Origin of the sequence: Sphingobium sp. SJ10-10 (genome assembly GCF_036038995.2) — a bacterium.
Taxonomy (GTDB): Bacteria; Pseudomonadota; Alphaproteobacteria; order Sphingomonadales; family Sphingomonadaceae; genus Sphingobium.
Genome location: NZ_CP158135.1, coordinates 22194 through 45265, shown reverse-complemented (window position 1 = coordinate 45265; position 23072 = coordinate 22194). Strand labels below are relative to the sequence as shown.

Sequence of the window (23072 nt, the reverse complement as noted above, 5' to 3'; positions counted from 1 at the left end):
CAGAGCAGGACAAGCACGTCATAATTCACCCGTCATGGTGGCAGTCCACCACGATCTTCGCCAACGATCTCTTATCTCTGGCCGTTGAGAAACCCTTGCAGGCCTCAATCTGCCAATAGCTCGCACAGACGGACCACCGCTGCTACCGCAGCGTCAAATCCAGGAACATCGGCATCGCCGGCAAAAGCCATGCCGCCCACAAACCGCGCATATTCCTGCGCATATTCAGGATCAGCAGCGAGTTTTTCGCGCATCGCCGCGAGCCGCTGCTTAGGTGTCAGATCCGCAACGCCCCCGCCACCCCTGTCGCTGTCATCCTCCAAGACGGACTTCAGCAGCGCCGGAAACTGACGATCCCCAGTTGCCAGCGGCTCCAATGCCGCCAAGTCATGTAAATGGCGGACAATGGTGGGATCGTCGTCCGCATGGGCGCGGTCGCGCAGCAGCATCCGCCACGAGAAGGCGCTCAGCTTGTCGGCCGCCGTCTCGACCGGATCGATACAGGCAATGTTCGGTACCTCCGGCGCAGACCGAGCATATTGTCCAGCGAACGACGCCACCGCCTTGTGCTGGACAGTTAGCCGGGGAGGCTTAGCCGAAATCTGAGTCAGAATATGCGGCCGCAGGGAGCCATGTGGTTCCAGGTTGGTCGGATAGGTCATCGCAAGCTCGATAAAGCGATGCTCATCGCGCGAGATGCAGGAGGTGACCTCGAAACCCATCTCCTTCCACGCATCCACCATGGCATCCCGGAAAGACTTTAGCGCCTGTCTGCGCTGGTTTCGGCTGCGCGCAAGGAAGCTGTCTGACAGCAGTAGTTTGAAATCGATGTCCTCGGAGAAACGACGAATGAGCCCATGAGCCTTGAGCAGCGACGTGCCGCCTGAGAAGACGGGAGTGAAATCCTCCGTCGCCAAGCCTGACAGCCCCTCTATAGCCTGGACAACGAACCAGTCCTTTTCCACAAAGGCTTCATCGACAGCGAGCGCACCTGCGACGCGGCCCAGCAGGGCATCATCGGGTGCGTTCGAGAACGACATAATTTCCGTCATACCCTATCTTGCGCCGAACCCGATCCTCGATCGCCACTGTCCGGCCCGTTGGCACCTGCGTCGAACGGCCACGATTATAGGCGTCTTCAAACGAGGAAGGCACCACCTTCTTACCAAGACGCCCAAGCGCCTCGGTCGCGAGCTTCTTGATACCAACGATCGGAACCGGCTTACCGGTAAAGGGCGAAACCTCGGCCTTGGCATAAAGACCGTAACCGATCTGGACGAGCTGTCCGTCCCTGGCTTTTTGCCGCAATGCCCGGCCGATCGCATCATAGCTTCCCAGCGGCGCGAAATCACTGCGCAGGAAAACATTCCGCTTGGAACGGCGAACCTTCCTGCCGATGGCATCGGCGATCGTTTCGGTAATCGGAGCGCGCTTGCCTGACTCAGCCTTGCGATATTGACCACGTCCCACCCGCTCGATACGCTTGTCCTTCATCAGCTGGCGAAGCGCGCGGCCGACAGAATCATAATCGGCATCGAGCAGGAGTTCGCTCCTATTCAATGCCCTGCCTCCATCAAGGCGCTCGAGAATCTGATCAGCCAGCGAAGTCATGTGCAAACCAAAATACGACCTTTACGGCATCCTATATAGGCGTTGGCGGTAGAAATCACAAGCGGGCCAGGGCCACGCACTCGCGGCCGCAGCCACCCGGCTGCAGCCTCGGCTCGTGCCAATCACTCTGGCAGGGCGCGATCATGGGGTCATTTGCGGGAGGGGGCGAAATCCTACGCTAAGCCGAGGACGCGCTTTCCATAGTCCCGGAGTTCGCCCTTGGGGCCGACATAGCGGTAGAGAGTGACGCGCTCGATCCCGAGTTCCTTGCAGAGGTCGGAGACGGACGTGTCGCGCTGGGTCATAGCGGCTTGGGCGAGACGCACCTGAGCCTTGGACAAGGCGAACTTGCGGCCTCCCTTTCGGCCGCGCGCGCGAGCAGCGGCCAGGCCAGCCATGGTGCGCTCGCGGATCATATCCCGCTCGAACTCCGCCAGCGTGGCGAAAATGCCGAACACCATGCGGCCCGACGGCGTCGTGGTGTCGATTTGCGCGCCCTTGCCGGTGAGAACCCTCAAGCCAATGCCGCGATCGGACAGGTTCTGCAACGTGTTGACAAGATGGGTGAGCGTTCGGCCGAGCCGATCGAGCTTCCAGACGATCAGGACGTCGCCAGCGCGCAACGATTTGAGGCAGGCGGCGAGACCGGGGCGGTCATCGCGGCTACCGGACGCGCGATCATCATAGATTTTATCCGGCCCGACGCCGGCGGCATGGAGGGCGTCGTGCTGCAGGTCGAGCGACTGCGAGCCATCGGCTTTGGAGACGCGGGCATAGCCGATCAGCATGGATCACAAACGAAGGTTTGAGGTGGCGGGGCGAGCATAGGCATTTGACTACGCCATTGTGTATCTCAACCAGCATCGCAATCAAGCTATCTCAAACATTGAGTCGGAAAGAAAAGGAACATGCATGCCCCGTCGCGTGACCCTGACCGATCGCCAGCGCGACGCGCTACTCCGTTTGCCGGTCGATCAGGGCGAGTTGCTGCGTCATTACACCCTCAGCGATGAGGATCTCGGGCATATCCGGCAGCGTCGTCGCGACCACAACCGTTTCGGCTTCGCACTGCAACTGTGCGTGCTACGCTTTCCCGGTCGGGTGCTGGCACCGGGCGAAGTGATCCCGGCGCCAGTGACAGATTTTATCGCAGCCCAACTCGGGCTGAGTGGCGATGATCTGCTGCCCTATGCCACGCGCGAGGAAACGCGGCACGAGCATCTGGCAGACCTGCGCAGAATCTATGGCTACCGGGCCTTTTCAGGTCGCGGCGCGCGGGATCTGCGTGAATGGATCGCGCGAGAGGCCGAGACGGCAACATCGAACGAGGATCTCGCCCGCCGCTTTGTCGTGGAATGCCGCCGCACCCGCACGATTCTTCCGGCGCCCTCAACGTTCGAGCGGCTGTGCGCCGACGCATTGGTCGATGCCGAGCGCCGCATTGAGGAGCGTATCGCTGGACGGATCTCGCCCGCCCTCGGCGAGCAATTGGCTTGCCTGCTGGAGGATACGGTGGACGGCCGTATTACCCGGTTTGTCTGGCTGCGGCAATTTGAGGTGGGCGCGAACTCCGCCGCTGCCAACCGGCTGATGGATCGACTGGAATATCTCCAGGACGTCGATCTTCCCGCAGACCTCGTGTCCGGTGTGCCGCCGCACAGAGTGGCCCGGTTGCGCCGGCAGGGCGAGCGCTATTATGCAGATGGTATGCGCGACCTGCCCGAAGAAAGGCGGCTAGCGATCCTCGCGGTGTGTGCGCTGGAATGGCGGGCATCGCTGGCCGATGTCGTCGTGGAAACCCATGACCGCATCGTCGGTCGCCTCTATCGAGCGTCCGAGCGCCTTTGCAGCACCAGGATCGCCGACGAAAAGGCGGCCGTGCGGGACACGCTGAAATCCTTTGCCGAAATCGGCGGCGCATTGCTGGGGGCACAGGACGATGGCGCGGCGCTGGACGGGATCATCGCCATGGGGCTTGGCTGGGAGCGGTTCAGAACCCTCGTCGCCACAGCCTCCGCACTGACCAACGTACTTGCGGCCGATCCGCTCAGCCGCGTGCTGGACGGCTATCACCGCTTCCGCCTCTACGCACCCCGGATGCTGCGCCTGCTCAACATGCAGGCGGCGCCGATTGCCACGCCCCTTTTGGCGGCAGTCGCAATCCTGCAACGCGGGATCAAAGCCGCGCCGCCAATCGACTTCCTCCGCCCGAACTCGAAATGGCATCGCCATCTTCGCGCTCAACCCGTCGGCGACCACCGGCTGTGGGAGATCGCGGTGCTGTTCCATATCCGCGATGCCTTTCGGTCCGGCGACATATGGCTGGCGGGGTCGCGTCGCTATGCCGACCTCAAGCAAATACTGGTCCCGGCCCAGTTGATAGAACAGACCGCTCGCCTCACCGTGCCGCTGCGACCGCATGAATGGCTGGCGGAACGCAAGGCCCGACTGGATGAACGGTTGAAGGAACTGGGTCGTGCGGCCCGGGCCGGGGCGATCCCCGGCGGCATCATCGAGAATGGCAGGCTTCATATCGACAAGCTCAAGGCCGACACGCCGGAAGGTGCAGAGGATCTCGTGCTCGATCTATACCGGCAGCTTCCGCCCGCAAGGATTACCGACCTGTTATTGGAAGTCGATGAGCGGACCGGATTTTCCGAAGCCTTCACCCATTTGCGCACCGGCGCGCCCTGCGTGGACCGGATAGGGCTGATGAACGTTCTGCTGGCGGAGGGCGTCAATCTTGGCCTGCGCAAGATGGCGGCTGCGACCAACACGCACAGTTTCTGGGAATTGCTGCGGATCGCACGCTGGCATGTCGAAGGCAGTTCCTATGATCGGGCACTTGCCATAATAGTCGAGGCGCATGGTACGCTTCCCATGGCCGCATTCTGGGGACAGGGGCACTCCGCCTCCAGCGATGGACAATTCTTCCTCGCCACCGAGCAGGGCGAAGCGATGAACATGGTCAACGCCAAATACGGCAATATCCCAGGCCTGAAAGGATACAGCCATGTCTCCGATCAATATGCACCGTTTGCTACCCAGGTCATTCCGGCGACCGTCAGCGAGGCACCCTATATTCTCGATGGGCTGCTCATGAACGACGCAGGCCGCCATGTCCGTCAGCATTTCGCTGACACCGGCGGTTTTACCGATCACGTCTTCGCCGCCTGCTCACTTCTCGGCTACAGGTTCGCGCCGCGCATCCGCGACCTACCGCAAAAAAGGCTCTATGCCTTCACCCCCGGTGCGACGCCAGCCAATGTGCGGGGCCTGGTCGGCGGGAAAATCAAAGAGCCGCTTATCGAGCGGAACTGGCCCGACATCCTTCGCGTCATGGCCACGATCGCCGCCGGCATGGTCGCCCCCAGCCAGATTCTCCGCAAGCTGGCTTCCTACCCTCGCCAGAATGAATTGGCCCTTGCTCTTCGGGAAGTCGGCCGTGTCGAACGGACTCTGTTCATGATCGACTGGATTCTCGACGCCGGCTTGCAGCGCCAAGCCCAGATCGGCCTCAACAAAGGCGAAGCCCATCATGCGCTGAAGCGCGCGATCAGCTTCCATCGGCGCGGCGAAATCCGGGATCGATCGGGAGAAGGTCAGCATTATCGCATCGCCGGCATGAACCTGCTGGCCGCCATCATCATCTTCTGGAATACGATGAAGCTCGGAGAGGTCGTCAGCAGCCGAGCCGCTAATGGCGCCGCCGTCGCGCCCGATCTCCTCGCCCATGTCTCACCACTGGGCTGGGAACACATCAACCTCACCGGCGAATATCGCTGGCCAAAATCCTTAGCGTAGGTTTTCGCCCCCTCCCGCAAACGCCCCCTGAAGGAGCCGAGCCGCTCCGACAGCTCGTTCGCGACCTTCAGCTCCTTGGGCGTGAACACCACCTCAAGGCCGCAATTGGCGATGATTTCGTCGGTAACATCGGGACCATAAATGGCCCGCAGCTGCGCCCGGCTCTGGATCACCGGCAGCAGGCGCAAGCCGTATCCAGCGACATAGGAAAAGCCGCCCGCGATGACCGAGGCCTTCCCCAGCCTTGCGAATTCATCGAGCAGGATCAGGACTGGGACATTGCTGGCAGCGTCGGGCAAATCGCGCGTGTTGAGATCCACCAGCTGCTGCAGGAAGAGGCTGTAAACCGGCGCGATCCGGTCGATATTGTCGGGCGAGACACCGAGATAGATCGACATGCGCCGCGCCCGGACTTCGCGCAGGTCGAAATCGCTTGCCGAGGTCGCGGCATCGACCACGGGGTTGTGCCCTCGTCGCCGGCACCGGCTTGCGCGCACCCGGACTGTTGACCCCGATCGCCAGCGTGTTGAATCGGCTTTCCGTGTGAACGATCGAGATCAGCGTCTCAGGCGCCACGCTTGGCGCGCATGAGCCTGCAAGGGCGAGAAGACTAGCGACGTCGAGGATCTCCATGGCGCGGGCAGCGCCGGTTTCGATATGCATGACAGCCTCCTTTGGTGAGGCGGTCAGTCGATCAGGCCCGCGTCCTTTCGGTTATCCCCTGTCCTGGGGAGATCATCGCCCGAAAACATCTGCGAAGCTGATCTGTCCATCGAACAAGGCGCGGATCGCCAGCAGCGTGCGCTTCGTCACGCCGTAGCGGTCGCGCGCATCCTTGACGTGCTGGATCACCGTTTCCTGCCCGATGCCGAGGATCTGGCTGATCTCCCAGTCAGTCTTCCCGCGCGCGACCAGCGCTACACATTCAGCCTGCCGCTCAGTCAGGCTAGGGCCTTCGCATGGAGCTTGGGTTTGCCGGGACAGTCTGCGCGCGGCTTCGAATGCGAAGCTGCCAATGAGCTGGACGAGCGGGAACTGTCGTTGATCGAGCACATCGCCTGACCCCATGGCGAATGAGCAGGACCCATTCACTTCCCCCGGAATATGGGCAGGAACCGTGAAGCCATCGCCCAGCCCGGCGGCGTGCGCCTCCGCGAGGATTGCCCTATCAGCAGCGCTGAGCGTGATCAGGGATTGCACCGCCGACCAGGCGAAACCGACATTGGTGCGATGGCTGGCACGGTGGATCGGATCACTGGCATACAGGCGACGCGCCTGGAAGCGCTCCACCCATTCTGGTGGATAATCGACGATGTGGACCGAGCTCACCGCTGGCTTGAGGTCAATATGGTGCACCAGGGCAAAGTACCGAAAACCCATCTCACGCGTGATCTCGGCCATCACACCGGCGAGTGCTTGGCTGTCTTGGATTGCCGCGGCGACCGCGCAGAATTCCTGAAGTTGGCCAAGCCCGATCATCATGGCCCAAGCGAGATCAGAGGAGCGCGTCCATGTTGAGATGACCGTCGCGAACCGCGCGCAACACTAGCTGCGTTCGGCGCCGAACGCCGTAGCGCCGACGCGCGGATTCAACATATTCATGCACGGTGTCGCGGCTAAGCCCGAGGATCTGGGCAATCTCCCAATCGCTCTTCCCCTGGGCCACAAGCGCGATGCATTCGACCTGGCGCGGACTGAGGGAAACGAACGCCAAAGTCCGCATCTCTTCGCCGAGCAGTTGGCGCGCCCGGTCATAGGCGACCGAACCCAGCAATCGGGCGGTTAGAATTTCCGCCGCATCCAACGGTTCATCGCGCGGTCGGGCGACGGTGAAAATCGCCTCAGGCTCACCCGGCGTCCTGATCGGCAAGCTATAGCCCGCTGCAAGGTCATGATCCCTGGCGCGTTTCAGGATGCTTCGCTGGCGCGACGAAAGCTCAAGCACGTCGCCCACCCGATCCCAGGCGAGCCCCGATGGCGTGCGGGCGCAGGCCGCGTGGATGGGGTCCTCGATATAGTGGCGCTCCTCGAGCACCTCCTCGAGCCAGGCCGGCGGATAGGTGGTGAGGAACAAGCGCTGCGCGCCTCCGTGCCGAAGATCGACATTGTGGAGCAGCGTGAACCAACGGAAACCAAGTTCGCGCACGGCCGCATCGATGGTGCTTTGCAGATCGCCGAGGTTTTCAACACGCGCACATTCCTGTGCGAAACGCGTGAGGTCGTCCAGGCGGCTGCAGTCTTGTATCCTGTTCGCCATAGACGGTCGAAGCTCGTCGCCCGGGCGACATATCGTCCAGCGCTAAGCGGCCAGCCCAGCCATTATTGCGATGAGTTGAGAACGATTCGCAACACGCCGCGCAGAACTAATCGCCGATGAAGGTTGCCGCTAGTGGAGTCGCCGGCGAACAAGTCTGAGGCCAAGCATTTCTGCGAGCGTGCTAGCATACCTCCAGCTGGGTTCTGAGATGTCTGTTCCACTTACCACCGTCGCAGAAGCTGCGATCAGGAAGAGCGGCCGAGAGGAAAGCGAGCGCAAGCTGAGCTTGAAACAATGCAGTAAGACAGCCATGTTGGACGTATGAGCATCTGTGGCGACGATACCAGGCTGGAGCCTCGCTTCCTCAAAATCTGCGAGTAGCCGAACGCGCGCTTCGCCAGCTGCAGCGTTCGGGACATAAGGATGACGAGACGTTCGACCATTGATTGAACGTGATCGATCAAAGACGGCGGAATCCGATTTTCATGCGACGGTCACGCTTTGGGCGGCGGCCTGTTTATGCTTGAGGACTCTTTCGATGAACTCCCCTTTCCAAGTACAGCTAAGATCACGCGCCGACGATACGGTTATTGTTGAACAGCTTCTGCTACGGTATCCCGCGATAAGCGCGTCCGAACTTGCCACTCTGATTGAGATATTTCCCAAATTGCCCTTAATCGACACGGCGCTGATGACCACCGATGAACAGCTGTCCAAGCCCTTGGAGGCGTTTCACGAGGATCATGGGCATATTTTCCGAGCACCGGTCAAATCGTTGCTGGTCTTGCTGGCGTTCCCATTCGTCGCCGTCGGAGCACTGTGGTGGCTCGTGAGCTGACTGCGCGCCTTTCATGTCGGGTGGTAGCCATCGGCGCCATCAGGCATGAAACCTGGCGTCAGTTGATCATCTTAGTCTAGCTAAACGAAGGCCGGCGATAGGTTCGCCGGCCTTCGCCTCATCTTAGATGGCCAGGCTCGCCGAAATGCGCGCCATGCGGTCCTTCAGCGAGAGTTTGGTCTTCTTCAGCTTGCTCAATCGAGCTTCGTCGGGCTGCAGAACGCTTCTCTCAAACTCGATCTGCTTATTGATCCTCTCATGAGCGGCCTTCAACCGTTCAATAAGTCGAGCAGACATATGCTCCTCCTTTTCTGGAATGAAATGGGATAGACGAGTTATTTGCTCGTCTTCGCCGATACCTTGTCTCCGCTCAGAACATTGCTGACCGTGTTGCCGGCCGACTTAGGAAGCTTCTCCTTTTTCGGCTTGCGAGGCTCGCGGCTCCCCGACATTTTCTTCTTACCCATGAACTTAGTCCTTCTCATGATCACCCAATGGTGATGTCATCCACATCGTGCGCCTGATCGGACAGCGGCGTCCGATCAGGGATAAGGAAGCGGTTCGGGGGGGAGCCTGAGATAGGGGGAAAATGCCATGATCGATCCCTGCTTCACCGTGAATCCGGCAATCGGCGCGCACGCGTGAACGCCGCTTGCCGCGCGGTGTCGAAAATATTGCGAAGAAGAATTCGTTCTTCTCAAAGAAGAAGATTCACTAAGATCGAATATTTATATCTTGAGGAACTAGCAAATTGTGTAACGCCCTAACCGACTGAAAAGTCGAATAGGGCTCAGAGGCTGATGATTGGCTTCTTTCTAGGCGGCGTTGCCAGCATGACCGGGCTAGTTTTCATGACGGCTTAAGGATGCCAGATATCCACTGTAAGTCAAGTGCTGCACGCCCGAGAATTCGCCGGCTGCGGTTGTAACAGGGTGCCGTTGACTTCTTGGTGGTCGAGCATAGATTGCCTGGATGGCACAGGATGTTTCGCGGTCATTTGAAAGGGTTAGGCGCGTCCAGGCACGCCGGTAGCCGGACGTCCCTTTGGCGGGCGTTCGGGGAAAGTCAGACGCCTTCCAACTGTCTTTCGACGATCTTGCGTTCGAAAGCATCCGCCGAGTTAGAGTGTTGAAGAACGCGCGATCACTGAAGTTTGTCCGCAACGAATGCGGACTGTATGTCCAATATGCCGCGTTGCCAATGCGCGTGGTGAACGGCGACGAGCTTGAGATTCTGCTCATAACGTCCCGCAGAACCCGGCGCTGGGTCATCCCAAAGGGCTGGCCTATCCCAGATATGGACGGGCCACAGACGGCCGCCGTCGAAGCCTATGAGGAGGCGGGCATAAAAGGCGATCTCCTGCCGCAACCGATCGGTTCGTACCGGTATGACAAGCATATGGGCGCGGGTGGTGATGATGTGCCTTGCGAGGTGACGGTCTTTCCGATGCGATCTGTCACGCAATCGAAGGATGGGCCGGAGCGGTCGAAGCGGCGCCTGCAGTGGTTCGCCCGCACGCAGGCGGCAAGCCAGGTCGAGGAGGAAGAGCTGGCGGATTTGATCGTCAACATACCGATATCGATCGCCTGTCATGGATCGTGCTGCCGGCGGTTCTCGCCTTGTCTATCGGGCCCCCCAAGCCTATGTCGGTGGCATGGCTCGGGACAATCATAGCTTCCGTCAAACATTCCGCCGCGGCAGCAGCGCGCTCGCGCGCTAATTCGCCCTGACGGTACGCCGTCAGGGCCTGACATTGACCGCTATTCTCCTTCTTTTTCGAGGATGCGCGCGCCGGTGCTTTCAGTGCCGCGCCCGTAAGGAGCTTATCGTGAAGCCATTTAATGACGCTACCGTCGCGACTATTGCGAACTCTGCGGATCTTGTAACCGCCGCAGCCGACGAGATCGCACTTGGTATTTATAACCAACTCAAGAGGAGGTCGAGCAAGGCCGCCGACGAGGAGGAATCTGACTTCAACACCCAATGCGTCGGGAGCATTGCGACGTTTGTTCGCGACATCGCGAGCAATATCGGCGCACCTGATGCCAGGGAACGCTTTTCGGATCAGCTCGAGAGTTTCCAAATTCATCGTTCGGGTTATGCAGTCGCCGGAGACGTGCTGAAGCCGGTTTTCCAGGATGTGCTTGGTGCCGATGCGACAGACCGCCTTTGCGCTGCCTGGGGCGATGTCTATTGGGACATTGCCAGCCCGCTCAGCCAAGCCGCTTGACCGGCTGCCGACATCGTACGGAGCCAGGCCCCGCACGATTGTCTTGACCTGTTGCAGTGCCGGGAGATCGCCATGCCTTCGCCGCCCTTTCTCTGGGTGACCCGGTCCTCGCCCTATGCTTTCCTAACCGGCCATCATTTGCGCGCCGCCGGGCACGAGCCGTTGATCGCACCGGTCCTCGCCATCCACCCCGTTTCTCATGAGTCCCTTTCCAAACCGCCGGACGCGCTGGTTTTCACCAGCACGCACGGCGTCGCTCATCATCTGTTCGACCCGAAAATGGCTGAAGTGCCGGTTTATGCCGTCGGCCAGCGGACCGCGCGGACCGCACGGGATGCAGGCTATCGCAACGTAGCCTCTGCCGACGGTAACGTCAGCGATCTCTACGACCTCATTATTGCCCGTGCGGCGCGGGGATCGTCCATTGTGCATCTTGGCGCGGCGGAGCCTGCGGGCGACCTTGCGCGCGATCTTGTCGGCCAAGGATTTTCCGCGCGGCATGTCGCCGTTTACGAAAGCCTGGACGTCCCAAGCAGCACGCTCCGGCCGGCACTTGCCGCACTGCCCTGGATCGACGGTGTCTTGGTACATTCGCCGAAAGCCGGGCGGCGTTTGGCCCGCTTTCTCGTGGAATGCGGAGATCTTTGGCACGGTACCGCCTTTTGCATCTCCCACGCGGCGGCAGAGCCGATCAACGCAGTGACCAGGGCGCCGGTGCTGGTGGCACAATTTCCCACGGAAAATGCCTTGATTGCCCTGGTCGGCGAGAGCGGTAAGCACGCCCCGTCGACCGCCACCGCGCGCGCCTGATAGATGCGCGCGCCGTCCTTGCGGCGTGCGATCACCGTAGGGCGGCGGTCACCAGGATCTCGATTTTATAATCGGGGCTTGCGAGCTTCACCTCGCCCGTCGCGCGCGCCGGTGCTTTAACGTCCGTCAGCCACTTTTCCCAAATCTCGTTCATTACGGGAAAATCGGCCATGTCCGAGAGCCAGATCGTCGCCTGAAGCAAATGCGCGCGATCCGATCCGGCCTCTTGCAGCAGCGTGTCGATCGCATTGAGCACTGCCCTGGTTTGTACAGCAACGTCTTCCCCCGGAGCTGCAATCTGGCCGGAAAGATAGACGACGCCAGCGTGGATCGTCGCTTAGCTCATGCGGGGGCCGGGGTTCATATGGCGGATGGTCATGGCAATCTCCTTTATTCAGGACCGAAAATATCGAGAGAGGGCGAGGTCGCCCGCTTCAATGGCGGGCGGTTCGCCACTGATGAGGCTGTTCAGCAGGTGGCCCGAACCGCACGCCATGGTCCATCCAAGCGTCCCATGACCGATGTTGAGATAGAGGTTCGCTATTTCGGTTGGGCCGACGATCGGCGGTCCGTCCGGGGTCATCGGGCGAAAGCCCGACCAGAAGGACATTCCACTGGCACGCGCTGCATCAGGAAACAGGTCGGATAAACAATGGACCAGCGTTGCACGGCGACGCTCAGGCAGATCAGTTGAAAAACCGGATATTTCCGCCATCCCACCTACGCGAATGCGATCGCCTAGGCGGGTTATCGCAATCTTGAATGTTTCATCGAGCAGCGTAGACACCGGCGCCCGCGAGGGATCGGCGATTTGCGCCGTGAGCGAATAGCCCTTGACGGGATAGACCGGGATGTCGATCCCTAGTGGCCGGAGCAGGGCCGTACCGTGCGCTGCGAGCGCGACGACATAACGATCTGCCGTTATCATCCCCTTATCGGTTTGGACCCGCGCGATCTTCCCGCGCTCCACATGGATTTTCTCGATGCGGTTATCATAACGGAATTCTACGCCCTTGCCGGCGAGATGCGCTGCCAGCTGCCTCGTAAACAAATGGCAGTCGCCTGTTTCGTCGCCGGGCAGTCGCAACCCCCCAATGAAGCGGTCGCGCGATGCCTCAAGGCCAGGCTCGAACGCGATGCAGCCATCCTGGTCCAGGCGTTGATAGGAAACGCCGTAATGTTCGAGGACCGCGATATCCTTCACACTTGCCTCGGCTTGCGCGGCGGTTCGAAAGAGCTGCAAAGTACCCATGCTGCGATGATCATATGCGATCGCGAGCGTTTGGCGCAGTTCGACGAGCTGATCCCGGCTGAACTCGGCGAGCCGTACCATCCGAGATTTGTTGAGAGCGTAGCTGCCGGCGTTGCAGTTGCGCAGCATGGCATAAAGCCAGCGTGCCATCGCCATGTCGAAGCGCGGCCGCACGATGAGCGGGGCGTGCCGCATCATCAGCCATCGTATCGCTTTCAAGGGAATGCCTGGCGCGGCCCAAGGGGAAGCATAGCCAGGGGAGATCTCACCCGCATTGGCGAAGCTCGTCTCAAGCGCGGCACCGGGCTGGCGGTCGATAACGACCACCTCATGGCCCGCGCGATGAAGATAATAAGCAGTCGTCACGCCGATCACGCCGGCGCCAAGCACGGCAACCTTCATGACCATGCTCCGGCAGCATGGCGTTCCGACCGATCGTTCTGAATGTAGAGACGCTCGTGCCGACGACCGAGTCCTGTGAGGATCTCGTAGGGAATCGTTCCTACCGCATCCGCCATGGCCTCCAGTGACTGGTTCGGGCCGATCAGTTCGACGAACCCTCCTTCGCGTAAGAGGCCGTCCGGCATTCCTGAAATGTCGATGGCAAGACTGTCCATCGAGATGCGGCCGACAAGCGGAAGGCGGTGCTTTTGATACCAGGCAGCGCCGCTCTGTGCGAACCTTCGTGAGATGCCGTCGGCATATCCGACGCCGACGGTCGCGATCCGCATGGGACAGCGCGCAACATAGTCGAAGCCGTAGCCTATCCCCGTGCCGACTTCGATGTCGCGGATTTGGATGATGCGCGCGTCGAGGCGCACGACCGTGCGCAGTTCGCTCGGCTGTGCCGATGTTGGCGCCACCCCGTATAGGGCGATACCACACCGTGCGATGTCCAGGTGGAAGTCCGGTGTCAGGAAAGCAGCACCGCTGTTCGCGATAGAGGCCGGGATTCCTGGGAACAGGCGGGTGATCTCCTCGAAACGCGCGCGTTGCGTCCGGTTTTCCTCTCGGCACGGATCATCCGCACAGGCAAGATGGGTAAGTATCAGCCGGAGATCGATATGGTCGCCGATCGCGGTCGTGCTTAGCGCTTGGGCGTCGTCGAGGGTCAGTCCGAGCCGCGACATCCCGCTGTCCACCTGCAACGCGGCCGGGAGGCGCTGGCCCTTGGCGATTGCCAGATCGCGCCAGCGCTCAATCTGTGCCACCGAATTGAGGACGGGCACAAAACCATGCTCTGCACAGACAGGCTCGCAACCGGGATCCAGCCCGTTGAGGATGACGATCTCGCATGCCGGGTCGACAACCGACATCAGGTCGAGTGCTTCAGCCAGATGCGCCGTGAAGAACAACCTGCAACCTGCAGCGCGCAGCGCCTCAACAACTGGCACCGCCCCCAAACCATAAGCGTTGGCTTTCACGACCGCGCCGCACGATGCAGGCGTCAACCTGCGGGACAGGGCGGAGAAATTCCCGCACAATGCGTCCAGATCGACGATTAACCGACTAGCTGTGGTCGGGCAGATGCTGCGTATCAATTTGCCTTCCTCTCGCAGAAAGCATAACGCTGATCTTGATCAGTTAGTGTTCATATTGTGCTTGAATTGACGAAATATACCCGCTTACCGGCATAATTCGTCATAAAATGGTGAAAATGTGATGGCCGGTATCGATGATTATGATCGAAAGATCCTCACGCAGCTCCGGCTCAATGCCCGCGTCACCAACCAGGTGCTCGGAGAGGCGGTCGGCTTGTCGCCATCGGCCTGCTTGCGTCGCGTGCGCAATCTCGAACGAAGCGGCGCCATCCGTGGATACACCATCCTGCTCGGAGGCTCATTGCCCGAAGAGGGGACAACGGCCATGGTCCAAGTCACTCTGTCGCAGCAAACGCAGGATTGTCTCACCCGATTCGAGGCTGCGGTGCGCGGCCATCCCGAAATCCGCGAATGGTATTTAATGACAGGCGAGGGAGACTATTTCCTGCGAATCCAAATTGCAGGTATCGACGATTACGAACGGTTCCATCGGGAAGTGCTGTCCCGATTGCCGAGTGTGACCCGGATCACCAGCAGTTTTGCAATGCGGAGTGGGCGGCGCGGATAGGACGCGGCGGGTTAGAGTGCGAGTGCCGGAGGGGCATCGAAATTGTCGGCGCGCGCGAGCCGCCAGTTCTGCGCGTAAAATCCGTCGTTCAAGCCAGGGGCGAGCAGAGCGCCTTTTTCCAAAAAGACGTGGAGCTGGGCGAATTGCTGCACTTTGGTGGTGCTAACGCGGCGCACCAGATGGTGCGGCCGTAATTCGGAAGGGTGTCGCAGACCGGCGGCGGCCAGCATTTCCGCAAGAGCTCGCAAGGAATTGGCGTGGAAGTGCTGCACACGCATGGCCTTGTCGCCGACGACAAGACCGCGCTGGCGGCGTTCATTCTGTGTCGCGACCCCGGTCGGGCAGCGGTTGGTATTGCAGGACAGCGATTGCACGCATCCGAGCGCGAACATGAAGCCGCGCGCGCTGTTCACCCAGTCCGCGCCGATGGCGAGCACGCTTGCGATGTCGAAGGCGCTGATAATCTTGCCCGCCGCGCCGATCCTGATCCGATCGCGGATGCCCGCACCCGTCAGCACATTGTGGACGAACAACAGGCCCTCCCGCATGGGGACGCCGATATGGTTCGAGAATTCCGACGGCGCGGCGCCGGTGCCGCCCTCGGCACCGTCGACGACGATAAAATCGGGGAAGATCCCGGTTTCCAACATCGCCTTCACCATCCCCATGAACTCCCAGGGGTGGCCGATGCAGAGCTTGAACCCCACTGGCTTGCCACCCGAGAGCGACCGCAGCTCCGCGATAAACAGCATCATCTCCAGAGGCGTCGAAAAGGCGGAATGGCGGGCCGGAGAAATGCAGTCCTGCCCCGCGCTGACATGGCGCGTCGCAGCGATCTCAGGGGTGACCTTTGCCGCCGGGAGAATGCCACCATGGCCAGGCTTAGCGCCCTGACTGAGCTTGAGCTCGATCATGCGGACCTGCTCCGAGGCGGCCTGCACTGCGAAACTCTCAGGGTCGAATCGGCCGAGCGCATCGCGGCAACCGAAATAGCCACTCCCGATCTCCCACACCAGATCACCTTCCGCTTCGCGATGATAGGAGCTGATGCTGCCTTCGCCGGTATCATGATAGAAGCCGCCTAGCATCGCGCCCCGGTTGAGGGCGCGGATCGCATTGGCCGATAGCGAGCCGAAACTCATCGCCGAGATGTTCAGGATCGACGCGCTGTAAGGTTCTGCGCACTGACCGCCGCCAATGATAATCCGGAACTCCTTGGGATCGGGGACGTCAACCGGCCTGGTCGAGTGGCTGATGAACTCATAGCCATCCTGATAGACGTCAAGCAGCGTGCCGAACGGCTGATCGTCCTGCTCAACCTTGGCACGCCGATAGACGAGAGATCGCTGTGACCTCGAGAAGGGAACCGCCTCTTCATCCGCCTCGAAAAGATATTGACGTAGCGCGGGCCGTACGGCCTCCACCAGCCAGCGGATATGCGCGATGATCGGATAGTTGCGCCGCAAGCTATGTTTGGGCTGCCGCCAGTCCCAGGCGCCCAGGGCAACTAGCAGTGACGCGACAAGGGCAAGGCTCCACAAGCCATGATGATGCGGCACGAGCGCGAAGGCGGTCAGCGCGATGACGGCGCACAGCGCCCAGGCGGCGAAACGGCCGGCCTCTCTCATGCCGCTGGCCCGGAAGAAGGTTCGATCGACCGCAATGCTTCAGCGCCGTCGAACAGGGCAATGCCGCCCTTCGGTAAGTCGCCAAGCGGAAGGTCCGCAAACGCCACGCGCACCAGGCGCATGACGCTCAGCCCGTTAGCAGCGAGGATCCGGCGAATCTGACGGTTACGGCCCTCAGTGAGGACGATCTCCAGCCAGCAACTGCGCGGTCCGCGACGCAGGAGCCGCACGGACGCGGTGGTCAATGTATCCGCGCCATCGTCGACCGGTTGAGCGATGGCGAGGACGTCGTCCGGCTCGAGTGCACGGTCGACCTTGACATGATAGCACTTCCTCACCCCATTCAGGGGATTGAGGAGGCGCTCGGACCAAAGGGTGTCGTTAGTCATGAGCAGCAGCCCCTCGCTTGCCCGATCGAGACGCCCCACGGGGAATAGGAACGGGAATTCTTCGGGCATACAATCATATACGGTGGGGCGGCCGCTCGGATCGCGATAGGTGGTGACATACCCGCGTGGCTTATTGAGCTTCAGATAGATTTTCGGTTCCTCGCGCAACCGCTCGCCATCAACGACGATCCGCGCCGTTTTCAGATTCACCCGTTGTCGCATCGATCGTGCAACGCGACCATCGACCATAACGCGCCCTGCCTCGATCAGCGCTGTGGCTTTAGTGCGTGAACAAAAACCAAGCTTCGACAGAGCGCGTGGAAGGCTGGCGACATCGGCCGATGGTCGAGCCCGCCCTCGTTTTACGGGAGAGGCACCCGTATTGGGTTTGGAAAATGACATGGGTGCCTATCAACGTAGCGGAGCCGCAAGGGCTGGCATGCAGTGCCGGCGGTACAATGAGCGGTGCAAACGCGGCTTAATGGAGTGTGCGCGTTGCTGGGTCGCCCGCTTCCAACAGTTTCCGGGCGAACTCCCCGACGCTGTGGGCTAGGCTCTTCGCGCGGCGGAACGTCTGCTTCTCGAGCGCGCGAAATGCAGGTTCTGACGCATGAAACTTATAGCCTCCGCGACAGCGGATCGCGATGCCTACAACGCGACGATTGGCTTCCACCACAAAGGAGTCCGACATTCTAACCTCCGGTCTGTACCGTCGGCTGCAGGTCGGTCGAGCGGAACGAGCAGTCGGCGGCTTACATCAAGGGACAGGAGTGGCCCCGGTCGTGCCCGCGAAGGCGGGCACCGGCCGGGGCTCAGGAGCCCGCGACGATGCTGCCGGCGTGAAGCTCACGAGAGCGTCGGGAAGAAAAGCTGCTCATAACAAGAAGATCGGTATTCCAGCGGGGTTAGTCAAGATCAAGGCGATGGATTGACATCGAGCCCATTTGGTCCATCTTGAGTGGTGATATGTCTGATGTCGTGTCCATTGGGCGCTTGACGCACCACGCAGGCCGCCAGCTCCGAGGCTAGCCTCCCCGAGTCCATCGAAGGGCTCGGGGTCATCACCCTTCCCATAGGTCGAGGAAGGCGGCGGCGATCGCCGCCTTGGAGCATGACATGAAGAAGAATCGAAAAGACGTGGCGTCCGCGAAAGACGAGGCGCGTACCGGTACGACGCAGACTGCGGACGCGAGGGTCGTTGTGCCCTTCGCGTCCCAGCGCAAGCCAGCTCCGCCTATCCCGGGTGAGGAGGACCCTGAGCCGCCGTCGGCGGCGTGAAGCGCTGGCTTGGGTCCATCCAATGGAGAAGAAATTGTCGAATAATAGCGTATGTCAGGCCGGCCTTTTAGTCAGCTTGATAGAGCGGGCCGCGCGGCGGGCATATGAGGTGCTGCGCCTGCCCTCCGGCATCCTGATCGCAAAGCGCGTTGAAGATGATGGCTTGAGTCGGATCGAAAGACTTGAGTTATCGCCACAGGCCGATGACCAGTTACTTGCACTTGCCTTCCGCCGGGCAGGTCGGCTCGGCGGAACAGACCTGCGGGAAGATCTGATCCAGGTCTTTGAGTCCGGTCTTTCGCGCTTTACGGTTGAAGCCCAACGTCGCACTGTCATGGCGGACCTACCGGGTTCGGGATTGCCTATGGCCGCTGCGGCGCGAGCCGTCGATGCATTGGTCGAAGCCGAGAATCTGTCAGGCATGCGCGACCGATCCGCGTTCTTCCGCGCCTATGCGAACCTCTATGCCGATCTGTGGTGCGATCCGCGGATAGGGGCTCCGATTTCGGTTCGCCGCATCATGGTGACGATGGTCACTCGGCTCCATCAATTGGCCTGCGGCGAGGCATCGCTGGAGGGCAGATGAGCCATGCCCGAAACCAGGACGCCGTTTCTTTGGTGGCCCTTCACCCTTGATGAAATCCTAGGATGGGTGGTCATCTTGGCAGTCGCCATGCTCTACGCAGTGACGTTCGCGCTCACTCGGCCGGCCAAGCGGCGCTGGTGGACGACGGCCGTTGTAACTCTTGCGCTCATGGCGGGACTGATCTGGATCAGTCCGCATGCATAGCCGAGACATTGGGTTCTGAATCCCTTTTCGGGTATGACGAGGGGGTGCTTGACCTTTTCCGAAGGATCGAGCGGCGGCTAAGCGTCCGCGTCCTGGTGCCATCGGGATTAAAGCCACTCGATCAGTCGCACCGCATCAGCAAATCAGCCCACCAATAATGCCTGGAGCCCCCGCGCGACACAGTAGCGGGAATCGTCGGCGATCATGACATCAAGCCCTGTTGCCTTGGCCAACATCGTCGAAAGCAATGGAAATGGCGCACTTCCGCCGGTCAGAATGATACCACGCTCCAAAATGTCGTGACTCAGCTCAGGAGGCGTCTCGTTCAATGTGTCAACCACTGCTTCGACGATCACGGTAAAATGCTTCACCAGGACATCGTCGAAAGCTTGCCGCGGCAAGGTCAAGACGGTTGGCAATCCCGCCTCAATACTGCGGCCGCGCACTTGAATGTCGCAGTTCGCACCAGATCCGGTCACGGGTTCGTCCGCGAGTTCGAGTTTGAGTCTCTCGGCCGATTGCTCTCCGATCAAGAATTTATGGCGGAAATGCAGGAAATCTGCCAGAGACTGGTCAAGGCTGTTTCCGCCGACCCGCACCGTTCGGCTGACGCACACACCGCCCAGGGAGATGACCACGACCTCGGTCGTTCCCGCCCCGCACTCCACCAGCATGCAGCCCGTCGCCTCCATGATGGGAAGCCCTGCACCGATCGCCGCAACGACCGGTTCGCTGACCAGCTGAACAGCCCCGAGGTTCGCGTCACGCGCAGCGGTGATAAGTGCGCGCCGTTCGGCCTGAGTAGCATCGGCCGGGACACCAATGAGCGTTGATTGGGCCGATATACGCCCGCGAACACCCACACATTCACCAGCATAGCGTAGCAGAGCCCGCGCCGCGGCGAGATCTTGCAGAACGCCACGACGGAGGGGCCTGCCGATCCGCAGCTTTGGCGGCGTACGGTCTGCCATCGGCAACGCGTTGGCGCCCGCTGCGACCAATGCAGCGTTATAATCATCCGCGTCAAAGCAGCAGATCGACGGCTCGTCGAACAGAATACCGCCCTCGGATGAAATGACGCGCAGATTCGCTGTGCCGACGTCAAATGCCAAGCGTGGCGCACTTCTCCAAGAAAACAAACTTATCATTCCCCGTGCCTAGCCCACTCCGGTTATATTGTCTGCTTCGGTCAGCAGAGAGTCGCTTGGCGGCCACGCATGCACCGCTAAACGCTGCCGCGCAAAATCGAACAACGTCAATTGCGCCGAAACTCCGTCCGATACTCAGAGCCTCAGTTCATGTGTGGCGAATGCGGACGGTAGCGGCCATCTTGAACGGACGCGTTGAAAGCGACCGCCGGGAGGCGGCGCATCACGACGTAAAGAACTGCTGTGTCCCATGCGCTTCAATTGCCTCGGCAAGCCGCTGCAAGGCATGGACATAGGCCGCGCTGCGCATGCCGATGCTAAGAGACGCCGCGAGCTCCCAAATGGCGCGTCCTTCGGCTTCCATGCTTGCCTTCAAGCGGTCATGGATTTCGGAGACGGTCCAGTAATAGCCTTGGCGATTTTGGACCCATTCGAAATAGGAAACGGTCACCCCGCCTGCATTTGCCAGAATATCCGGCAGGACAATGACGTTCTTGGCCGACAGGATGTCATCCGCCTCTGGGGTCAAGGGGCCGTTGGCAAGCTCGAGAACCACTTTCGCGCGAACATCATCGGCATTGTCGCGGTGGATGAGGTTCTCCAACGCCGCAGGGACCAGGATGTCGCAGTCGATGCCGCCGATCGCATGGGGATCGAGCGCGGTGATGCCGTTGCTGCCGGCGAGGCCCTGCAGACCGCCGGTCCGTTTCGCTTCCAACAGCGCGTTGATATCGAGTCCGTCCGACGCGCCGACCGCCGCTCGCGAGTCGGAAACGGCGATGATCTTGTAGCCGGCCGCGTTCAGCAGGCGCGCCATGTGGCTGCCCGCATTGCCAAAACCCTGAATGGCGACGCGCGAGCCTGGTCCCACCCCGAGCTCGGTCTCCAGGTGGCGCAGCAGATAAAAGCCCCCACGCGCCGTCGCATCGTCGCGGCCAAGCGACCCACCGAGCGCGATCGGCTTGCCGGTGATAACCGCCGGGGTTACCCTGCCGACTATCGTGGCATATTCGTCGGCCATCCATCCCATGATCATCGAATTGGTATAGACGTCGGGCGCCGGAATATCGCGATCCGGACCGACAATGCCGGCAAAGGCCTGGATATAGGCGCGCGACAATCGCTCCATTTCGGCTTTCGAGAGGCGGTGAGGATCGACCTGGACCGCGCCCTTGCCGCCGCCGAACGGGAGATTCATGACGGCACATTTGAACGTCATCCAAAACGCCAATGTCTCGACTTCATCGATCGTTGCATCGGGATGGAAACGAATCCCGCCCTTGGTCGGTCCGCGCGTGTCGTCATAGCGGCAGCGCCAGGCCATGAAGGATTTGCGCGAGCCGTCATCCATGCGGATCATCAAGCGCGTTTTGGTCGTTTCGCGCGGATATTTGAGCTTCTCGAGCACGTCCTGGTCAAGTTGCAAATGGCGTGCGGCATCATCCAGACGTGTCAACGCCTGCTCGAGCATCGAGGATATCATGGCTGCGTCTCTCAAGCTGTCGGTACTGGCGCCAGGCCATGCTGGGTGACCTTGACGATGGTCAGCTTGCGCTCATTGCCTTCGCGATCGGGCCACACAATCGACTGGCCTTCGCGCAGGCCGATGAGTCCCGCGCCTATCGGCGTGAGAATGGATATGCGTCCCGCCGAGATATCGGCCTCGCGCGGATAGACGAGTTGTACGGTCCGCGTCGTCCCGCTCGCGGCATCGCTAAACTCAACCGTCGAGAGCATCGCGACTACGTCGCGGGGCAAACGGTCCGCCTTGTGAATAGTCGCGCGCGAGATCTCGCCGATGAGCAGCTCGCTGACCTGGGGGAGGCGCTCTTCGACGCTATAGGCAAGATTGGTGAGTGCGTCCGCTTCACTATCGATCAAATGGATGGACGGCCTGCGGGCCGCGCTTGTCGTCTTCATGGTGCTGGCCTTCTCGGAATCGAGGAACGCGCAGCCGCCTGGCCGCACGCATTATAGGATCGAGAGTGTGCCCCGAGCTCGGGGCGTGCCGCACCGGAACCCGGGGCTATTTGCCCGCGAGAAGTTGGCCCGCATGGTGGCGGAAGCGCAAAAGAGCAATCCGTAGGTGCATCGTTAGATGATGTCGTCTTCCCCACGCGAAGTCAATGCAGGCGGTCGCCCTGGGGACCCTAACGCGTCGAACGACGAGGCTTTACGTCACAATTCATGGTGTTCGCGCTCATCTTCAGCCGCTCGATCCTGGAGCAAAATGCGTCCTAATACCAAAGCGCAGGCGACCAGCAGGACGCAGAGAGTTGAACTATTGATCATCCGTCCTGCTCCTGTTTCAGCGCCGAACGCGGCCCCATGCCCAAGGTGGAGCGAGCGGCACGGAGCATATCGCGGTAAAGCTGCGTGCCGCTCTGCCGACGGATCTCGTGCTCGGGAAACGCTTCGCGCATAATCCGCTTGGCGACCGATTTGACCTCGCGGGCACTGGGGCGCTTGGCTTCGCCCATGCACGCGATGAGCACAGGGTATTTCCGACGAAGCGGACTAGACGACATGATCTTCTCCTCTCTGGCCGAGTCTGGACTTTTCTGCCGATCTGCCGATCGATCACGCCCGACCGGTCCCGGCGTTGGCGCGTCGCGACCCACGAAAAGCAGAGCGATAGCGGCAACGCCGGCGAAGACGATGGCGGTTCGCACCAACTCGCTGTTCTGGAAACTTTTCGGGAACAGCAAAAGCAGCACGATCACGACGGTGAGCGCCCCCCATTGGGGATGCCGCACCAGGCGGAACAGCGTCCAACCGGTCCAACAGATCGCAACGGCTGCTGCGATACTACCTATAACCAGACCAAGAGACCCAAGGAGGATGCTCAACATAAGCATCGCCCCGCTCCCATATCAAAACGCGGACTCCGGCTCGCCATTTTCTCCTCCTTCCGAGCAGAACGGCACC

General features: G+C 60.8%; 23 protein-coding genes and 1 pseudogene. 7 read left to right on the top strand and 17 right to left on the bottom strand.

Annotation, left to right across the window (positions count from 1 at the left end; genetic code table 11):
• Nucleotides 1-104 precede the first annotated feature (104 nt).
• The 3 genes from VVT58_RS22120 to VVT58_RS22110 all read right to left on the bottom strand — a co-directional run bounded on the left by VVT58_RS22120 (nucleotide 105) and on the right by VVT58_RS22110 (nucleotide 2399).
• Nucleotides 105-1052: a nucleotidyl transferase AbiEii/AbiGii toxin family protein gene (locus VVT58_RS22120; RefSeq protein WP_066564454.1), complete on the bottom strand. Its 948-nt coding sequence runs from the start codon at nucleotides 1050-1052 to the stop codon at nucleotides 105-107.
• Nucleotides 1015-1560: a hypothetical protein gene (locus VVT58_RS22115; RefSeq protein ID WP_237230225.1), complete on the bottom strand. Its 546-nt coding sequence runs from the start codon at nucleotides 1558-1560 to the stop codon at nucleotides 1015-1017. The genes VVT58_RS22120 and VVT58_RS22115 overlap by 38 nt, the downstream gene beginning before the upstream one ends.
• 224 nt (nucleotides 1561-1784) lie before the next feature.
• Nucleotides 1785-2399: a recombinase family protein gene (locus VVT58_RS22110; RefSeq protein WP_066553497.1), complete on the bottom strand. Its 615-nt coding sequence runs from the start codon at nucleotides 2397-2399 to the stop codon at nucleotides 1785-1787.
• A gap of 124 nt (nucleotides 2400-2523) precedes the next feature.
• Between VVT58_RS22110 and VVT58_RS22105 the strand changes: the two genes are divergently transcribed.
• Complete coding sequence (locus VVT58_RS22105) at nucleotides 2524-5415, top strand: Tn3 family transposase (RefSeq protein WP_066553494.1); 2892 nt, start codon at nucleotides 2524-2526, stop codon at nucleotides 5413-5415.
• Here the strand turns inward: VVT58_RS22105 and VVT58_RS22100 are convergent.
• The 3 genes and pseudogenes from VVT58_RS22100 to VVT58_RS22085 form a co-directional block, all read right to left on the bottom strand.
• Nucleotides 5415-5879, bottom strand: a pseudogene (locus tag VVT58_RS22100) (type IV secretory system conjugative DNA transfer family protein); the annotation flags it as partial. The gene VVT58_RS22105 and the pseudogene VVT58_RS22100 overlap by 1 nt on opposite strands.
• Before the next feature lie 271 nt (nucleotides 5880-6150).
• Nucleotides 6151-6897 carry a LuxR family transcriptional regulator gene (locus tag VVT58_RS22090; RefSeq protein ID WP_327753039.1) on the bottom strand — a complete coding sequence of 249 codons (747 nt, stop codon included), beginning with the start codon at nucleotides 6895-6897 and terminating at the stop codon, nucleotides 6151-6153.
• A 13-nt stretch (nucleotides 6898-6910) separates the two neighbouring features.
• The gene (locus VVT58_RS22085) at nucleotides 6911-7672 is read right to left on the bottom strand and encodes a LuxR family transcriptional regulator (protein ID WP_327753038.1); all 762 of its coding nucleotides are present in this window, start codon (nucleotides 7670-7672) and stop codon (nucleotides 6911-6913) included.
• Nucleotides 7673-8114: 442 nt separating this feature from the next.
• On the opposite strand from VVT58_RS22085, the gene VVT58_RS22080 reads away from it, so the two are divergent.
• Nucleotides 8115-8510 carry a hypothetical protein gene (locus VVT58_RS22080; protein ID WP_327753036.1) on the top strand — a complete coding sequence of 132 codons (396 nt, stop codon included), beginning with the start codon at nucleotides 8115-8117 and terminating at the stop codon, nucleotides 8508-8510.
• Between the two features lie 123 nt (nucleotides 8511-8633).
• Here VVT58_RS22080 and VVT58_RS22075 read toward each other — a convergent pair whose 3' ends face one another.
• Together VVT58_RS22075 and VVT58_RS22070 are read right to left on the bottom strand one after the other, a co-directional pair.
• Nucleotides 8634-8807 carry a DUF465 domain-containing protein gene (locus VVT58_RS22075; protein WP_327753035.1) on the bottom strand — a complete coding sequence of 58 codons (174 nt, stop codon included), beginning with the start codon at nucleotides 8805-8807 and terminating at the stop codon, nucleotides 8634-8636.
• 38 nt (nucleotides 8808-8845) lie between these two features.
• Nucleotides 8846-8977 carry a hypothetical protein gene (locus tag VVT58_RS22070; protein WP_327753034.1) on the bottom strand — a complete coding sequence of 44 codons (132 nt, stop codon included), beginning with the start codon at nucleotides 8975-8977 and terminating at the stop codon, nucleotides 8846-8848.
• 658 nt (nucleotides 8978-9635) lie between these two features.
• Between VVT58_RS22070 and VVT58_RS22065 the strand changes: the two genes are divergently transcribed.
• The 3 genes from VVT58_RS22065 to VVT58_RS22055 all read left to right on the top strand — a co-directional run bounded on the left by VVT58_RS22065 (nucleotide 9636) and on the right by VVT58_RS22055 (nucleotide 11550).
• Nucleotides 9636-10184: an NUDIX hydrolase gene (locus tag VVT58_RS22065; RefSeq protein WP_352000183.1), complete on the top strand. Its 549-nt coding sequence runs from the start codon at nucleotides 9636-9638 to the stop codon at nucleotides 10182-10184.
• Between the two features lie 154 nt (nucleotides 10185-10338).
• Nucleotides 10339-10740, top strand: coding sequence for a hypothetical protein (locus tag VVT58_RS22060; RefSeq protein WP_327753032.1), 402 nt, complete (start codon nucleotides 10339-10341; stop codon nucleotides 10738-10740).
• Between the two features lie 162 nt (nucleotides 10741-10902).
• Nucleotides 10903-11550: a uroporphyrinogen-III synthase gene (locus VVT58_RS22055; RefSeq protein ID WP_327753031.1), complete on the top strand. Its 648-nt coding sequence runs from the start codon at nucleotides 10903-10905 to the stop codon at nucleotides 11548-11550.
• Between the two features lie 31 nt (nucleotides 11551-11581).
• Here VVT58_RS22055 and VVT58_RS22050 read toward each other — a convergent pair whose 3' ends face one another.
• From VVT58_RS22050 to alr, 3 genes are all read right to left on the bottom strand, one after another.
• Entirely contained in the window at nucleotides 11582-11881 is a 300-nt protein-coding gene (locus VVT58_RS22050) for a RidA family protein (protein ID WP_327753080.1), read from the bottom strand.
• A 63-nt stretch (nucleotides 11882-11944) separates the two neighbouring features.
• Nucleotides 11945-13204, bottom strand: a complete 1260-nt coding sequence (locus VVT58_RS22045; RefSeq protein WP_327753030.1) for a D-amino acid dehydrogenase — start codon at nucleotides 13202-13204, stop codon at nucleotides 11945-11947.
• Entirely contained in the window at nucleotides 13201-14343 is a 1143-nt protein-coding gene (gene alr / locus VVT58_RS22040) for an alanine racemase (RefSeq protein ID WP_327753028.1), read from the bottom strand. The genes VVT58_RS22045 and alr overlap by 4 nt, the downstream gene beginning before the upstream one ends.
• 121 nt (nucleotides 14344-14464) lie before the next feature.
• Between alr and VVT58_RS22035 the strand changes: the two genes are divergently transcribed.
• On the top strand, nucleotides 14465-14911 hold the full coding sequence (locus tag VVT58_RS22035) for an Lrp/AsnC family transcriptional regulator (RefSeq protein ID WP_327753027.1): 447 nt from the start codon (nucleotides 14465-14467) through the stop codon (nucleotides 14909-14911).
• Nucleotides 14912-14922: 11 nt separating this feature from the next.
• Here the strand turns inward: VVT58_RS22035 and VVT58_RS22030 are convergent, their stop codons facing one another.
• Together VVT58_RS22030 and VVT58_RS22025 are read right to left on the bottom strand one after the other, a co-directional pair.
• Nucleotides 14923-16539, bottom strand: coding sequence for an FMN-binding glutamate synthase family protein (locus tag VVT58_RS22030; RefSeq protein WP_327753026.1), 1617 nt, complete (start codon nucleotides 16537-16539; stop codon nucleotides 14923-14925).
• On the bottom strand, nucleotides 16536-17330 hold the full coding sequence (locus VVT58_RS22025; protein ID WP_327753025.1) for a pseudouridine synthase: 795 nt from the start codon (nucleotides 17328-17330) through the stop codon (nucleotides 16536-16538). The genes VVT58_RS22030 and VVT58_RS22025 overlap by 4 nt, the downstream gene beginning before the upstream one ends.
• Nucleotides 17331-18228: 898 nt before the next feature.
• Between VVT58_RS22025 and VVT58_RS22020 the strand changes: the two genes are divergently transcribed.
• Nucleotides 18229-18792, top strand: coding sequence for a hypothetical protein (locus VVT58_RS22020; RefSeq protein WP_169576672.1), 564 nt, complete (start codon nucleotides 18229-18231; stop codon nucleotides 18790-18792).
• A gap of 347 nt (nucleotides 18793-19139) precedes the next feature.
• Here the strand turns inward: VVT58_RS22020 and VVT58_RS22015 are convergent, their stop codons facing one another.
• The 4 genes from VVT58_RS22015 to VVT58_RS22000 form a co-directional block, all read right to left on the bottom strand.
• Nucleotides 19140-20108: a rod shape-determining protein gene (locus VVT58_RS22015; RefSeq protein WP_327753023.1), complete on the bottom strand. Its 969-nt coding sequence runs from the start codon at nucleotides 20106-20108 to the stop codon at nucleotides 19140-19142.
• Between the two features lie 259 nt (nucleotides 20109-20367).
• Complete coding sequence (locus VVT58_RS22010; protein ID WP_240962538.1) at nucleotides 20368-21615, bottom strand: Glu/Leu/Phe/Val dehydrogenase; 1248 nt, start codon at nucleotides 21613-21615, stop codon at nucleotides 20368-20370.
• A 23-nt stretch (nucleotides 21616-21638) separates the two neighbouring features.
• Nucleotides 21639-22064, bottom strand: a complete 426-nt coding sequence (gene rnk / locus VVT58_RS22005; protein WP_169576668.1) for a nucleoside diphosphate kinase regulator — start codon at nucleotides 22062-22064, stop codon at nucleotides 21639-21641.
• Between the two features lie 368 nt (nucleotides 22065-22432).
• Complete coding sequence (locus tag VVT58_RS22000; protein ID WP_327753022.1) at nucleotides 22433-22996, bottom strand: hypothetical protein; 564 nt, start codon at nucleotides 22994-22996, stop codon at nucleotides 22433-22435.
• Between the last annotated feature and the right edge of the window lie 76 nt (nucleotides 22997-23072).

What these genes read in the sequence shown, in the direction of transcription:
- VVT58_RS22075 (WP_327753035.1), bottom strand. Translation starts at nt 8,807, where the DNA reads ATGTCTGCTCGACTTATTGAACGGTTGAAGGCCGCTCATGAGAGGATC.
- rnk (WP_169576668.1), bottom strand. Translation starts at nt 22,064, where the DNA reads ATGAAGACGACAAGCGCGGCCCGCAGGCCGTCCATCCATTTGATCGAT.
- VVT58_RS22070 (WP_327753034.1), bottom strand. Translation starts at nt 8,977, where the DNA reads ATGGGTAAGAAGAAAATGTCGGGGAGCCGCGAGCCTCGCAAGCCGAAA.
- VVT58_RS22020 (WP_169576672.1), top strand. Translation starts at nt 18,229, where the DNA reads ATGGAGAAGAAATTGTCGAATAATAGCGTATGTCAGGCCGGCCTTTTA.
- VVT58_RS22045 (WP_327753030.1), bottom strand. Translation starts at nt 13,204, where the DNA reads ATGAAGGTTGCCGTGCTTGGCGCCGGCGTGATCGGCGTGACGACTGCT.
- VVT58_RS22000 (WP_327753022.1), bottom strand. Translation starts at nt 22,996, where the DNA reads ATGTTGAGCATCCTCCTTGGGTCTCTTGGTCTGGTTATAGGTAGTATC.
- VVT58_RS22030 (WP_327753026.1), bottom strand. Translation starts at nt 16,539, where the DNA reads ATGAGAGAGGCCGGCCGTTTCGCCGCCTGGGCGCTGTGCGCCGTCATC.
- VVT58_RS22035 (WP_327753027.1), top strand. Translation starts at nt 14,465, where the DNA reads ATGGCCGGTATCGATGATTATGATCGAAAGATCCTCACGCAGCTCCGG.
- VVT58_RS22110 (WP_066553497.1), bottom strand. Translation starts at nt 2,399, where the DNA reads ATGCTGATCGGCTATGCCCGCGTCTCCAAAGCCGATGGCTCGCAGTCG.
- VVT58_RS22090 (WP_327753039.1), bottom strand. Translation starts at nt 6,897, where the DNA reads ATGATGATCGGGCTTGGCCAACTTCAGGAATTCTGCGCGGTCGCCGCG.
- VVT58_RS22025 (WP_327753025.1), bottom strand. Translation starts at nt 17,330, where the DNA reads ATGTCATTTTCCAAACCCAATACGGGTGCCTCTCCCGTAAAACGAGGG.
- VVT58_RS22105 (WP_066553494.1), top strand. Translation starts at nt 2,524, where the DNA reads ATGCCCCGTCGCGTGACCCTGACCGATCGCCAGCGCGACGCGCTACTC.
- VVT58_RS22085 (WP_327753038.1), bottom strand. Translation starts at nt 7,672, where the DNA reads ATGGCGAACAGGATACAAGACTGCAGCCGCCTGGACGACCTCACGCGT.
- VVT58_RS22120 (WP_066564454.1), bottom strand. Translation starts at nt 1,052, where the DNA reads ATGACGGAAATTATGTCGTTCTCGAACGCACCCGATGATGCCCTGCTG.
- VVT58_RS22010 (WP_240962538.1), bottom strand. Translation starts at nt 21,615, where the DNA reads ATGCTCGAGCAGGCGTTGACACGTCTGGATGATGCCGCACGCCATTTG.